We start from the raw sequence: 13,656 nt of genomic DNA on the forward strand, positions 1-13,656 counted from the left end.
ATATAAGCCTGTCCCGCTGGTCACACAAAACCCACCTAAAAAGTTCATTTCTTATTCATATTGCTCTTTTTTTGATCATAAAAAACCGGTAGTGTGTCGCCTCTAGGGTTTGGCTATGGAAGGCTTTGGCAACAATGACTTGGTGGCCTGAACTATGGTTTCTCGCTCAGCTGTTTTTTTAGTATTTTTCTTCGGTTTTTTATTATCGGCCAATGCCGCTCCCCGCTATCTCGGCGAGGAGATCTGGTATGAGGTGGAAAGTGAGAATTTTCGGGTAATTACCGATGGCGACCCCAACGCGGTAAAAACCCTGGTGGCCGATCTGGAGCGTTATCGTGCGGTCGCTATCAAGCTACTGGATGTCGATCCCGATATTCCCAAGCTCACAGTCTATGCAGCGGGTGATCGCGATACCTATGCGGGCTTGGTGGGTGCCGAGTTAGCCGATATGACCAACGGCCTCTTTGATACCTCGGCCGAGGGTAGTTATGCCCTGGTTAATTTAGATGGCCGCAGCGTTGAAAAACAGCTCAAGGCTCGTGAGTTTCTTTTCCACGAGTACACCCACTTCCTCAGTTACAACGGTAACACCACTCACTTCCCTTATTGGTACAGTGAGGGCTTTGCTGAATTTATGGCGACGATGTCCTTCCCCAAAAAAGGCCGCTATGAGCTGGGTGAAATTCCCCAGGAGCGCGCTAGGACACTGATGTATGCCGGCTTGATGCCCCTGGATCAGTTGCTGCGTGCAACGGTTTACAACACCGACGCCGAAGAGAAGGCCGATGTCTATGCCAGCGGTTGGCTGCTATCCCACTGGTTGATGATGGAGGGCAACAAGGCGGAGGAGTTTAAGCAGTTCGTCGATGACTACAACGATGGTGCCGATCCGGTGAAGTCATTGGAGAAAGCTCTGGGGATGTCAGTGGATGAGCTAGAGCAAGAATATGTAGCTGCTTTCGATTCGGGTGAGTATGAGGTGGTTAGTGGTGAAGTGCCCGCTAATTTCAAGGAGGTCACTCCTGAGGTCAAGCGCCTGCGCAAGCGTGAAGCGGTAAATGTGCTGGCGAATTTTATTGCCCAGTCTGGTTACAACCTGCAAGCCCTGGATGACCTGATCACCTACTCCTATCACACCGGGATCTACAGTACAGAACTGGCGGCGATTAAAGCGAGTGCAGACCTGCGTATAGGGGATTTTCCTCAGGCCAGCCACCTGCTTGCCAGTGTGCCGCGCAAAGACCGTCAGCAACCTTGGTACCTGAGTGCCCACGCCTGGTTGACAGTTAATCAGCAGGCGACAGTACCGAACGATACCCGCGATTTACGCAGCCTGAAAAAAGCCCGCGATGAATTTGATTACTTAGTGAAGAAAGAACCACAGAATGCTTCCCATTGGTTTGGTTTGGCTATGGCAATGGAAATGCTGAACTACCCCCGCGAGGAGTATCTCTCTAATTTGGAGCAGGCCTATATCCGAGCGCCGCGGGAGCTACATATTGCCCAATGGCTAGCGGAAGAGTTGTATCAACAGAAAAATGCGGAATATTTTGCACGGGTTGCAAAACCGCTGATGTTCGAACTCCCGGATGAGGAGGAGAATAAACAAATAAAAATGAGATTGGCAGAGCTACAGGGCAAACCTAAATCTAGCTAATAACAATAAGAGGCTCGCACAATAACAGAGGGTCTGTCACTTAGTGTAAGAGACAACCTATAGTCGCCATCGTATATTTGCCCGGCAATTTGATTTGCTGGGCTTTTTTATGCCCGGAAGCAAAAGCTGGTACGATTTCCTTATACTGTTGTAATGGTGAGTGTCCCTGGGTAGAGCGCGCACCGGTTAATTCCGGCTTCCTTAACCTGGCAATGTCATTTGTCTATGCATTGTTATCCATGCCGGCACTAGGCTGGTACTAGCATGTACTGGTGCAGCCTTAACCTGCTGACGATGGTGTTTGCCGGGTTAAGAACCATAAAAATTACGCGTAAATTAGGGTGAACTGTGCAAAACATACTACGAGTGGTTATTTTTCTGCTGGTTTTTCTTCTCTTGTTGGTGAGCTGTCAAAAGAAACCCTCTCAGGAGGGGGAATCGATAGATGTAACTGAAGAGAGCGCTATCGATCAGGGTGCAGCGTCACAGAGTGCAGAACCCAAAACTATTTTTGCCAACTATCAGGAGCAGGGCGATTTTTCCGCACTGCAAGAGCGCGGCATATTGCGTTTGCTCGCTCCGAGGGGCCCGGAAGAGGACGCTTTGCCGCGCGCGGGGTTGCCGCAGGGCGAGTGGCGGCAATTGGCAGAAAAATTCGCCTACAGCCGTGACCTGCAGCCACAATGGATCTATGTGGATAACTTTGCCGCATTGATTCCCGCTCTGACTGAAGGGCGCGGTGATGTAATCGCCACTAACTTTTCGCGTACCTTTAAGCGCGGTGCAGAAGTGGCATTCACCCGTCCTCTACAGGCGGTGAACGAATTGCTGATTACCCGAAAAGGGGTGCAAAAACCATTGGAAGAGGTTGCTGTGCGCCGCGGCAGTGCCTATGCCGAGACCCTTGCCACGGATACGGAACATACTTATAAGGTAACTCTCCTCGATGGAGCTGTAGCCAACAGCACACTCCTGGCTGCTGTAGTTGCTGGGGAGTATCAGGCCACTGTGATGGATAGCAATTTGGCCGATGCGCTCCTACCCGCTTATCCACAACTCACCGCCAGCGACAGGCTGGAATCCCGAAGGGACATAGCCTGGGCTGTACGACCCAATGCCACCGAATTGCGGCGTGAATTGAATGAATTTCTGACCGCCGAACTGGTGCTGGCTAGGCAAAATCGAGTGAAACCCGTGCGGGATTGGCAGGACATCATTGAGGGAGGGACCTTAAGAGTTCTTACCCGCAATCACCCCGCTTCCTATTTCATCTGGCGTGGGGAGTTAATGGGCTTCGATTATGATCTGCTGAAAAAATTTTCCCGCGATCACAAGTTGCGCTTGAGCATGGTCGTTCCCGATGCGGATATGGATTTGGCCGAAGCCTTGAGGGCGGGTATGGGCGATGTGATCGCGGCATCTTTGACCGTTACTGAATTGCGCCGCAAACAGGGCTTGGTTTTTTCCCGGCCCTATCTTCAGGTCCGAGAGCAACTGATTGCATCAAGCGCCGATATTTCCCTACAAGGTGATGCTCCCCTGGAGCAAATGCTGTCGGGTAAAACTGTCGCCGTAAATCCGCAGACCAGTTACCATGAAAGCCTTGCCGAAATGATCACACTGCAGCGTGAGCGGGGTATTGCCCCAATCCAGATTTCTACACAGCATGGCGCAACGACAGAGCATCTGATTAATGCCGTTGCCGAGGGGCTTTTCCCCTATACCGTGGCGGACTCCCATCTGGTTGCGATTGAAAGCACCTATCGTGATGATTTCAGAGTAGTAGCCGATCTACCGAAAGCGAGGGATATTGCCTGGGCCGTACGTGAGGACCAACCTCAACTGTTAAAGCAATTAAATAATTTCTTGAAAAAACATCATCGCGATCTGTTTTTTAACGTGACGTATAATAAATATTTTAAGGAAAAAAAGCATATTCTACGTCACCAGGAGAGTCGTCTACGTTACAGCGATGCCCTTTCTCCCTACGATCCCCTAGTGCATAAATATACCGAGCGTACCGACCGCGACTGGCGTATGGTGGTTGCACAAATGTATCAGGAGAGCCAGTTTAATCCTCGTGCACAATCCTTCGCCGGCGCCCAGGGGCTGATGCAGGTACTTCCGCGCACGGCAAACCAAATGGGGGTGGCAAACCTCTATGAGCCGGAGAATGGAATACGCGCAGGGGTTTCCTATTTGGACTGGCTGGATCAGCGCTTCCCAGAGGATCTTCCCCTGGAGCAAAAAATCTATTTCACACTGGCCGCCTACAACGCCGGACACGGCCATGTCCGCGATGCCAGGACCCTCGCCCAGAGCCTCGGGCTGGACCCGAATCAATGGTTTGGCCATGTGGAGCAAGCCATGCTGCTCTTATCCAAGCCAGAATACTACCGCCAGAGCCGTTTTGGCTATGTACGTGGTCGGGAGCCGGTCAAGTATGTGCGGGAGATTAGAGATCGATATCTTGGCTATATCTATACCAGTCGAAACTTTTGACGCGACACAATTTGATAAGTAATTTTATAATCAAAAAAGAGTGATGCGGTTCACAAAAGATATTTGGCAGAAATTATTTCTTTCAACCTTGTACTGACTATCAGGTTTTATATTTTGTTAGAGGATTTAGGTGAAGATATATACAATAGTATTCTTATTGAGCTTTAGATAAAGGGAAGTAAAGATGTTTTCTAATGAAACATTTACAAGGGAGTTAAGGATTGCAGGAAGTACCGCAGGTAAACCGGTAACAATTACGCCTCAAGCTGAACCTATATACCACGAGCTCGTAAAGAAGGCGAGAAAAGGCAATTACTGGGCCCAAACCACAGTAAATGGCTTGCATCAGTTGGCATCAGGGCGGTTACACCAAAATAATATCTTTATTAAGCCGGGTGCAGTACACAGGGGTGGAACGGAAGAATTTTATGTAATTTTACCGGGCTGTAAAGCGACAGTGGAAAAATTGGAATCTGATACTTTTAGGGTTCTTTATTTAGAAGCGGATTTAGATTTTTTTGAGTTACAGAAGCAAGAGATTAAACCGGGGCTTTACTCCGCATCCCATAAAGATGATGAATGGAAAACAAAATTCAAAAGAAATGGGAGCGTTGACAAAATACAAGAAAGAAGAGTCGCAATTGCCGATAGTAATTATGGAAGAGTAGATGAAACAGCTGATGCTATATTTGAAAACCTTTCAGAGGCTCCATTTACCACAGGTAATACTCTTAAAAGAACTGGGTATGATTTACATTATACGCCGCAGAAAGAAAATATTGGTCGTTTGCAATCATATCGTTACGCGATTTGTCCATTAGACGATGAACGTATCCATGAATCTGCGATTCTGCTGGCAAGAACCATGTATAATGCTAGGAAAATCGAGGGTGTAGGCTGGATTGCCGAATTTGGCGGGTCTGCGGTTTTGACTCAGGCAATGAAAATACTGGCTGGTCAAAATGTTAAATTAGAGGATCATACGGTGTATATGCACAGGCCGACTACGTCCCCTAATGAGGCCATAAAGCAGGCACATAAACTTGGCCTTCAGATCGAGAGAAATTTCTCTAAGTCAGATATGACTGACTGGGTGGGCAATCAGTCACAGCTAAAGGTGATTGTTAATCGATTGAAAGATGCAAGAGATAACTATAAGTGGTCACATGCCGCAATAGATGCAATTACTTATGGTAAGAGTGCCCAGGGGCTGGCGGCTTCTGGTGTGGCTGCCGTTGCCTATTTATCTGGATTGGCTGGAATGGCTATTTCTGCTCCAGCGATTCCCGCTGTCTTGACCCTGGTAGGCGCTGTGGCAGTATCCGGTGCTGGGGCTCTGAAGACGGCGAATAATGCGACCAAGTCAATTGCTCCCAAGTTTCACAATAAACATATTAAAGGTCGCCTTTAATGCGAAATTTTCTGAAGTATTCAGGTTTGCAGTTGCGGAAGGTTGAAACCCCTGTTACTCCAGTTGGTCCTGATTTTGAGAGCGCAAAGCGTAAAAAGATAATTATTGATGGAGCTCAAGTAAGTCTTATATTGCCTCGTCACGACTCTGGCCGACGCAAGAAAGAAAAACTGGAACCTAAAGGTGATCATGTTAGAGTTGGCTATTCATCGCGCAATATTTCTAACTTCATAAAAAATGAAGCTTGGGAATCTTGGCCTATACTAAAACGAGTTTGGGCGTTTTATGGGAGTTGGTTTGTTGGGCAGTTAGCCAATATTAATTTCTCTATTTCGGCTTATCGCTGGAAATTTCAGCCAGAAAATACTTCAGTCTTTCATCCTAAAATCTTTGAGCTAGCGGTAACCCATTTTCTTAATTCAAGTTATGGGTATGAAACTGATGAGGGGGTTCCATGGCATCAGGCGCCTGTAAATTGGCAAGTTATAGATAGTCTACCCGTACCTGCGGCTAAATTTAGAGTTGAATCAAAGTTGGGATATAGCCCATCCCGCATGCAAATTATGCAATTTCCTGTGTCTGATAAAGTGATTGTTAAAATTCAGGCAAGCTTTGGCCAGACTTGCCCGGCACATATAGGTATCCTTGGTGAGGAAATCCGTGATGAGGAAATGCAGGCTCTTCTAGATAAAGTATATTGTAGTGTGCAACTTGATTTTGGTGATATTGATAAGTCCGGTTTAAGGAATTCTTTACAGGTAGCTGGAGATGCCACTCTTACAAAGAGCTTCGCCCCCCTCAAGTGGCCAGTCTATGTTGATAAGTACGGTAAAGAGTCCGAAGAAATAAAAAAAATGATTGTTTCTGGACAATAAAATATTTGAGCATGTTGATGGGGTGGTGATAATTTCTGCCCCTAAATATTCTAAAAATACAGCAGTCGACAAATACAAATCATCGATTAAGTTGATTTTATATGTTCAGCGCTGAAGCGCGTCGCCCGTCAAGAGACGGTAGCCGTGTGTTTTCCCAATATCCTCCAGGAAATTTAAAACCAAACATTTTTATGTGTGATGGTTTAAACGCTCAATGGTCCTTTTGTGATCCGCTTAATTTGCAAGCTTGAAGTCAGCATTTTTCGGAAAGTTATGTGGTGGAAAGCCATTTTTTCAAACCGTGTCTCTCACGGTGTATACGGATGCGTATAATAGACTTTTAAGTCAAGCTCTTTATTTAACAGTTTCATTTAATGAGGTTTTTATTAGCAGTGGTGGTATGTACTAGTTACCTGTATAGCTCAAGTAGCTCTATGGTAGCCTGAGTGGAAAGCTTTTCAGTGTTGCGGGAGAGTAAATCTTTATAGTTGCGACTAGAACATTACTATGGATATCTGCCGATATAATTGCCACCTATAACTTTTTCAATTTTCCAGTGCGAGATGTATCGTCGACAATTCATGGTTGTTGTTCGATGGTGATGGTGTTCTTAGTATGTCCTTTATTTACTCCCCATTAACTCATTTGTTGTAGAGGGTATTTCCTCCGCTCTTCATTCATCCGTTGGTCTTGCTTGCCTTGGTAGTTTTTGTTCTCCCCTAATTGCAGAGAATCTAAGGGATCAGTAAATATCTGGGGTTTAATATTTATTGAAATATTTTATATTTAATTGTTACTATGCTCCGATAGAGGCTGTGAATAACTTAGCTCGATTTAAAGAATGATTTTTAGTTGCTAAGATTTCCAGCTTAGCTTTATAGTGGATGCAAGTGTTTTCTGTGGCCCTGCTTTTGCAGCTCCTCCTATAATATAGAGGTTATTATCTATCGTGACCGCGCCGTGGCCATGTCGAGCCCCGCTTAATGGGGATTCCTTACTCCATTGATCACTGATGGGGTCGTAGGCCCAGACTGTGCTAAATGCTGTCCCGGTTTTCCAATTACCATTGGGGCCAAATGCCTCACCACCCGTAACGACAATCTTTCCATTGAGTGGAGCCGCTGTAAGACCGGCGAGAGCTTGTGGCAATGGTCTTATTTTCTCCCACTGATCCAGGTTGGGGTCATAGGCCTCGGCATAAGCGAGATTTCTGGCTTTAGTGTTTCCATTGCTGGTCTGGCGGCCACCAATAACATAAATTCTATTATTTACTACTGTTCCAGCGGCTGAATTTCGTCTGATGGTGGCAGGTGCTGCTGTTTCCCAATCGGTATTGCCTATCAAAACATAGTGATTTTTTGTGTCGATATTTCTGGAATGATTGTTGGGGGACTTTCCACCGACCACATGGATTGTTTCCGAAATGTTGGTATATATACTCTCGGCTATAGGGGTAGGAAGTTGCGGGGCCGAATCCCACTCATTTCCATTTCTAGTAAGTCTGTAGACTGTAGCCATGGCTTGCCAGGCATCGTCTTTTTTTCCATGGAAGCCGCCTATGCCGTATAGGTAATTGGAATTTGCTGCCATACCCAGATGATGTCTAGCTTCTGGGAGTGAGGGGCCCTTTCTCCATGTTAAAATTTTCGGTGAAAAAATATAGCAACGCTTCGAAGGAGATAGATCGTAAAAGATTGGAGTGGAGGATGGAGTAAGTCCCCCGGAAACAAAAATCTCACCGGCAAAAGCTGTGGGGTATATTTCCTGAATTGGAATCGCTAGGTCGGGCAACCTTGACAAATAAAGCTGTGGTCGTTCCCATATGGTTTCGGCTTTTCCAGAAGTTCCACCAATAACAAGAGGTGCTAATCCGGTTAACTTTAGAAAATTGCGCCTGGAAAAATACATTTTTTGCAAAATCCCTTTTTTAATTGTTGGAACTTATTATTCAGTTAGATTTGTTTGGAAAGAAATAGGCTATGAGGGTCTTCCCTATAGTTGGCAAAGGGGTTGCAAGGTTTAAAGCCATATTGTCGGTATAGTGTAACTGCAGGAGTAAAAGGTTCACTGCTGCCAGTTTCCAGCTTAACCTCTCTGTAATTCCTGCGTTTTGCTTCTTGCAGTATTTCTTCTAGGACTGCACTGGCAACGCCTTTGCGAAGAAATAATCGGTTGGTTTTCATGGATTTGATTTCACCCTGGGATGCTGAGATCTCCTTTAGGGCCCCGCAGCCCGCGAGAACACCATTAATTCGAGCGCTCCAGAAAGTGATTGTTGTATCTTTTCGGTCATTAGACTTCAGGGCGTGTACGCTTTCTGGAGGGGAGTGTTGATACATTTCCTGTAAGTGGGATTCTAGTAGAGCATTAATAGAGCCATCAGACAGATTGTCTTTTTGTACTATAAACTTCATTCCTTCACGCCTTTACTTTCATCGGGTGTATGTTGCAAAAATGGGGCACGTACTATGAATTTTAATGGCCATCCACGGTAAGTTTGAGCTGAGCGACCTCCATTATGAGAACCAAGCCGCAGAGGAGTATTTCTTAAAGATACAGCTGAACGATAATTTGACTTCTCTGTCGCCAAGCCTGTAAGTACTAGGAATAGGGTCGCTATAACAATTGGTTTTATATCAATTTAAGTATATTTTTACAATTTAAATCGAAAATAATTAAAAAAGGGCCCAGGGGCCCTTAATGGTTTCTTTGTTGGGGGCATTTGTTGCTGGTATATAGGTATAAAGGCCCTTGGTTAGCATCCTATACGATTAAGGTCAAGATTAACCCTGTTGATGCTTTAGGAGGGTTTGCCCCATTTTGATACAGCGCTCGCTAGTATATCGATGGTTCTTAAATGCCTTGATCAGCATGGGTTTGAGCGGCTTCTCCCCCTCCAAAGTAGCGCTAATTTTCTGAGCGCCCTCCTTCGAACACATAAGGGGAAACATGTATGCGTAGGTGCTGATCAACTCTGAAGAATCTTCATTATTGATCTGCTCCAAAGCAGCGAATATACGCTCTCTATTATGGTTAAAAAGTTCAATTTGCTCCGAGGTGAATAAGGATGAAGTTGCTCTGCGGAGTTCGCTTAACTTGAACTTGTCCCTATTCAAAATTAGGTTATCCAGCCATTTTTTCTTAGTTTCTGGCAGAGGTCTAATCGCCTCAGCGGCTATAGCGTTAAGATTTGATCTGTCAGAACTATCTTTTTCCAGTTCTCGAGTAATCGCTTCCTCATAGTCAGAAAATAGATAGCGATTCTGAAGACTAATCAATTCCCAACGCATATCGGGGTCCAGTGTCAGCCCCTCAATAGCGAGTTCACCCATTAACATCTGCTTGGCATTATTGAGCGCCGCCAATGAATGAGCCACGCTGGTAAAAATACCAAACCAAACTTTCTGCTGGTCACTACCGCCGGATGCCTGTTGAAGTTGTTGCCAGACAAACTCCTCAATAGCCAGTCGTAGTTCGGTGCGGCGCTCTTTATCGATAGGAATCTGATTTAGGTAACTGTAAACAAAGCTGAGATAACGCGCATTGAGTCGGATAGCATTGATATCTTGTTCTACAGCCCCGTTGTTGATAATAAAGCTGATATATTCATCCAGAGGCAGCTTTGCATCATAAGTACTATCAAACAGGCTCTGCCATAACATCAGACGTGCAAATGGCTGCTCGATAGAGTTAATATGTTGCGCCATATTCTGTACGGTTACTGTATCCAGGTTCACCTTGGCAAATGCCCAATCGCCTTCGTTTGGGTAGAGGATTTGCGGGCAGGGCAGGCCCTTTGCCTCTTTTACCTTTGTGATTGCGCCGCTGTACAGAACCGGCAAAGTGGCGTAACGCTTCATACTTTCACCATCCATGCGATAAAAACCGAGCTGTGTGCGCTGTTCGCGCAGGGTCGGGTGCGCTTCGGGTGCGCTCTGCTTGAGGGTCAGGCTACTAATCTGCGCATTTTCACACTGGAAGCTGGCTTCAATGGTGTTAAGGCCTGCCTGATAGAGCCATTGCTGTTGCCAGTTATCTAGGTTTATACCGGCAGCTTTGCCCAGGTGCCCTATAAAATCATCGAGTGTTGAATTTTGGTAGGAGAGCTCTTTCAGGTAATTGCTGACACCTTTACGGAATTCCTCTTTTCCCAGGTAATAAGGTAGTTGCTTGAGTACCGAGCCACCTTTACCGTAGGTAATACCATCGAAGTTGGCAAAAGCTTCATCGGTATTTCTTACGGGCAATTGGATGGCGTGTGTAGTGGGGCGTTGGTCGGAATGATAAGCCCACTGCTTGGTACCTAGGTAAAAGTTCTCCCAGGCGTTGGTAAATTCACTGTTTTCGGCCAGGGACAGGTTGGCCATATAGGTGGCGAAACTCTCATTGAGCCAAAGGTCATCCCACCAGTTCATGGTGACGAGATTACCGAACCATTGATGTGCTAATTCATGAGCGATCACATTGGCCAGGCGCATACGTTGTGCCTGGGTCTTTTCTCCGCGGGAGACGTAGGTGTCATTAAAAGTGACCGAGCCCACATTTTCCATGGCGCCGGCATTGAAGTCGGGCACCAGGATCTGGTCATACTTTTGAAAGGGATAGTCTATTTCAAAATAGGGCTGGAAAAACTCAAAGGACTGTTTGGTAAAAGTAAACCAGTCTTCAGTTTTCACGTACTTTGCCAGGCTCTGGCGGGCCATCAGGCGCAGGGGGATGCCCTCAGCGTCGTCCTCCCAAACATGATAGGGGCCGGCATGAAGAGAAAATATATAGGAGGAAAACTTTTGCGTTTGTGGGAAAAACCAATGATTAAGCTCTCCCATTTCCTCAATACGGTTTTCTCGTTCCGCACTGATCACTATCCAATCTTTGGGGGCGGTAACATCCAGGGTGTAGCGGGCTTTTAAGTTTGGTTGATCAAAGTGCGGGAAAAGCCGATTGGCATCATAGGGTTCAAAGTCGGTATACATATAGACTTTGTCATCTATCGGATCTTTGAAGCGGTGTAATCCGGAGCCATTATTGGAGTAGGGATGCCGATAGTTTACCGAAATTTTATGTTGTTGCTTTGGAAGCTGAGCTGGGGCTATACGGATAAAGTGCCCGTTGTAGTCGAAAGGACGCTCCTGTCCATCCACTTTGACAGATTCTACCGTGCCGTCGGAAAAGTCGATGGTGAGAGGTTGTTGAAGAACTCTGTTGAAATCGACTTCAGCAATCATGGTGCCTGAAAAATGGTCATCGACACTGTCTAGATGAACACTCAGTTGGTAGTCCACCTTGGTGATCTGTTGTTTACGCAGTTTGGCGTAATTTTCAGAAAGACCGGCGGTTTCTACTCGTAGCGGCGATCCTGTTACAGGATTTAGCGCATTATCCTGGGGGGCGGATTTCTCGCCACAGGCTGCCAGTATGATGCTGTAGGCTAGGGTTATAGCAAGTTTTGTACCTGCTAATTTGTACTTTTGTATCATGGTGTTCTCACTTATTGATTATTGTTTTGGCCTGATTTGAGTTATACGGAAACGCTTTTATCAATTCACTTTTCGGGAATTGGTCAATAATGCTGTGATATTTCTATATACGCCCCTATGAAGAGGGGGTTTAAGTTCCATCAATTTGCTCAGTCTTGCAGTATAAATGTTATCAGTAGTATGCATAGTATTACGGTTGAGTAGTTGCTAATCCATAAAAACCGAGAATAACAATCTTACCTGATTGGAATTTGGAATAATTTTACTAGACGATGTTATAAATTAATTGAGGCGTATTTTGCGGTGAATTGAATAAATATCAAAATTTATTGGCCATTGGCCACCTCTAAGATAGACTCGGCCAGAGCGTTAATGAGCCCGTCAATTTCTTCGCTGCGGGAAATAAAAGGCACGCCCAATTGCAGAGTGTTACCGCTATAGCGGATATAAAAACCTTTATCCCACATTTTTAGGGCAATAAGGAACGGTCGCAGTAGCGGCTCGCCAGGAGCGCTTTCAATGGTAAGTGCAGCGGCCAGGCCGCAATTGCGGATATCATAAATTAACGGCAGATTGCGCAGCTGATGTATATAGTCTTCTAAAATATAGGCGAGCTCGGCAGAGCGCTTAAACAGATTATCTCGTTCTAAAATATCTAAAGTCGCCAATGCCGCGGCACAGGCGACAGGGTGCGCTGAATAGGTATAGCCATGGGGCAGTTCGAGTTGGTAATCCGGTCCGCCCTGTTGCAAAAACGACTCATAAATCTCTTGCTGCACAACAACAGCACCCATGGGAATTACCCCGTTGGTGAGCTGTTTTGCTGTGTTTAGGATATCTGGTACTACACCGAAGATCTCAGCACCGGTGGCGCTACCGAGTCGTCCGAAAGCTGTTATTACTTCATCGAAAATCAAGAGAATCTGGTGCTGTTCACAAATATCGCGCAGTCGCTGTAGATATCCCTCTGGTGGAGGCAGAACGCCGGCAGAGCCGGCCATCGGCTCAATAATAACGGCGGCAATATTACTCGCATCATGTAAGTCGATAATATCGAGTAATGCTTCGGCAAGGTGTGCACCACACTCGGGTTGTCCACGGCTAAAACGATTTTCTGATAATAGAGTATGAGGTAGGTGTGAGGTAGAGAGGGCTGGGCCGAAGATGGCTCGATTGGCTCGGATTCCGCCGACACTGACTCCACCAAAGTTTACTCCGTGATACCCCTTGCTGCGGCCAATCAATTTGGTTTTGCTGGCTAGCCCTTTCTTGCGCCAATAGGCACGGGCAATCTTTAGGGAGGTTTCTACGGCATCTGAGCCGGAGTTGGTGAAGAATACCCGATTGAGCCCTTCCGGCATCAGTTGGGTAATCCGTTCAGCCAATGCGAAGGAACCAGGGTGACCAAACTGGAAGGCGGGAGCGTAGTCGAGTTTTGCCAATTGCTGGCTAATGGCTTTGGCGATGTCTTTTCGATTATGACCTGCTCCACAGGTCCACAGGCCGGAGAGGCCATCAAATATTGGACGACCATCGGCACTGGTGTAATAACAGCCATCGGCGGCAGTAATAATACGCGGGTCCCGTTTGAATTGTCGGTTTCCCGTGTAAGACATCCAGTGGGCATCGAGTTGTGTTTGGGTCAGTCCTGCGAGCTTGTCGTTCATTTTTATTTTCCGACAATTGGGTCAGTTATTTTACGGCGTCTGTGAAAGCTAGAGATATCAGGGAGTG

Annotated in this window: 8 protein-coding genes; 4 read left to right on the forward strand and 4 right to left on the reverse strand. The window is 46.2% G+C overall.

Annotated elements, in window-relative coordinates; translation table 11 throughout:
- Positions 1-154: 154 nt before the first annotated feature.
- The 4 genes from Q1A69_RS03715 to Q1A69_RS03730 all read left to right on the forward strand — a co-directional run bounded on the left by Q1A69_RS03715 (position 155) and on the right by Q1A69_RS03730 (position 6,445).
- Positions 155-1,657: a hypothetical protein gene (locus Q1A69_RS03715; protein WP_299581303.1), complete on the forward strand. Its 1,503-nt coding sequence runs from the start codon at positions 155-157 to the stop codon at positions 1,655-1,657.
- Positions 1,658-2,005: 348 nt separating this feature from the next.
- Complete coding sequence (locus Q1A69_RS03720) at positions 2,006-4,159, forward strand: transporter substrate-binding domain-containing protein (RefSeq protein ID WP_299581305.1); 2,154 nt, start codon at positions 2,006-2,008, stop codon at positions 4,157-4,159.
- 184 nt (positions 4,160-4,343) lie between these two features.
- Positions 4,344-5,570: a hypothetical protein gene (locus tag Q1A69_RS03725; RefSeq protein ID WP_299581307.1), complete on the forward strand. Its 1,227-nt coding sequence runs from the start codon at positions 4,344-4,346 to the stop codon at positions 5,568-5,570.
- Entirely contained in the window at positions 5,570-6,445 is an 876-nt protein-coding gene (locus Q1A69_RS03730) for a hypothetical protein (protein ID WP_299581309.1), read from the forward strand. Before Q1A69_RS03725 ends, Q1A69_RS03730 begins: the two co-directional genes overlap by 1 nt.
- Before the next feature lie 855 nt (positions 6,446-7,300).
- Here the strand turns inward: Q1A69_RS03730 and Q1A69_RS03735 are convergent.
- From Q1A69_RS03735 to Q1A69_RS03750, 4 genes are all read right to left on the reverse strand, one after another.
- Positions 7,301-8,353, reverse strand: a complete 1,053-nt coding sequence (locus Q1A69_RS03735) for a kelch repeat-containing protein (RefSeq protein ID WP_299581311.1) — start codon at positions 8,351-8,353, stop codon at positions 7,301-7,303.
- Positions 8,354-8,397: 44 nt separating this feature from the next.
- Positions 8,398-8,859, reverse strand: coding sequence for a GNAT family N-acetyltransferase (locus Q1A69_RS03740; protein WP_299581313.1), 462 nt, complete (start codon positions 8,857-8,859; stop codon positions 8,398-8,400).
- A 369-nt stretch (positions 8,860-9,228) separates the two neighbouring features.
- Positions 9,229-11,922, reverse strand: coding sequence for an aminopeptidase N (gene pepN, locus Q1A69_RS03745; RefSeq protein ID WP_299581315.1), 2,694 nt, complete (start codon positions 11,920-11,922; stop codon positions 9,229-9,231).
- Between the two features lie 326 nt (positions 11,923-12,248).
- Entirely contained in the window at positions 12,249-13,589 is a 1,341-nt protein-coding gene (locus Q1A69_RS03750; protein WP_299581317.1) for an aspartate aminotransferase family protein, read from the reverse strand.
- Between the last annotated feature and the right edge of the window lie 67 nt (positions 13,590-13,656).

The sequence above is a fragment of the uncultured Microbulbifer sp. genome (assembly GCF_947498635.1).
Classification (GTDB): domain Bacteria; phylum Pseudomonadota; class Gammaproteobacteria; order Pseudomonadales; family Cellvibrionaceae; genus Microbulbifer; species Microbulbifer echini.